Genomic DNA, 1,145 nt, shown 5'->3' with positions numbered 1-1,145 from the left:
CGCGGACCATCGCGGCGAGTGCTTCGCCGTGAGCCTGGACCAGGTGGAGCCGGATTCCGGGTGCGCGATGGTGGAACTCGGCCAGCAGCGACGGGATGCTCACCGGTCCGAGGGTGAGTGGGAACCCGAAGCGGACGACGCCGCGGTCGGGATCGGCGTGCTCGCGCACGGTGGTGATCGCGCCGTCGAGTTCACGGATCAGATGTCGGATGCGTTCGTGCAACTCTCGTCCGGCCGTCGTCAACACGACCCCGCGCCCGGACTGCTGGAACAGTGTCACGCCCAGCGTCTTCTCGAGTGCCCGGATACGGCGGCTGACCGAGGACTGGGGGACGTCGAGTAGATCTGCCGCCCGGGTGATGTGGCCTTCGCGTGCCGCGGCGTCGAAGGCGGCGAGTAGCGGAGCCACGGCGGAGGTCTCGGTCGTCACATACCAATCCATATCTGCATGATACTGACCGCAGAATCTCATTGGACGGATGAGTGGGGAGAGGCGCACGCTGATGATCGACAACGACGAAAGCGGGTGAATGACGGTGAGTCGGAGACACTCTGCCGAAGGAACACAGTACGACGACCCCGAGTACGACGCCGTCCTGGTCGGTGCCGGCATCATGTCGGCGACATTGGGTGCACTGTTGGCACACCTCGAACCCGATCGGTCGATTCTCGTCCTGGAACGACTCGATGAGGTCGCGATCGAAAGCAGTGCCCCGTGGAACAATGCCGGGACCGGGCACGCCGGCCTGTGTGAGCTGAACTACATGCCCGACCCCACGGATTCGACCCGGGCCGAGGAGATCGGCCGACAGTTCCGGATTTCACGGCAGTTCTGGGACTCCCTCGACGAGCCGGACGAGGCACCTGCGACGTTCGTGAACGCGACGCCGCACATGGATGTCGTCTTCGGCGAACGTGATGTGGACTACCTACGGCGGCGGTACGCCACGCTTCAGCGATCACCGCTGTTCTCGGCGATGGAGTACAGCGAGGACCCCGACACGATCGCCCGATGGGCGCCGCTGGTGATGGCCGGTCGCACCGGATCGGAACCGGTCGCCGCTACGCGCTACGAGGCAGGCACCGACGTCGACTTCGGCGCCCTGACACATCGATTGCTGTCGGACGCGCGCCGTCGTGGCGCC

General features: G+C 65.7%; 2 protein-coding genes. One reads left to right on the top strand and one right to left on the bottom strand.

The annotated features are described in order from the left end of the window. Positions 1-430: LysR family transcriptional regulator (locus R1101_RS0123975; protein ID WP_157179207.1), on the bottom strand; the 430-nt coding region annotated here is incomplete at its 3' end. Between the two features lie 100 nt (positions 431-530). Here R1101_RS0123975 and R1101_RS0123970 point away from each other — a divergent pair. Further along, positions 531-1,145, top strand: a 615-nt coding sequence (locus tag R1101_RS0123970) for an FAD-dependent oxidoreductase (protein ID WP_016935690.1), incomplete at its 3' end; no start/stop codon positions are given.

Source organism: Rhodococcus sp. R1101 (assembly GCF_000278445.1).
Taxonomy (GTDB): Bacteria; Actinomycetota; Actinomycetes; order Mycobacteriales; family Mycobacteriaceae; genus Rhodococcus; species Rhodococcus gordoniae.
Note: the sequence above shows the minus strand (reverse complement) of the source record. Positions and strands in the feature narration are given on the sequence as shown.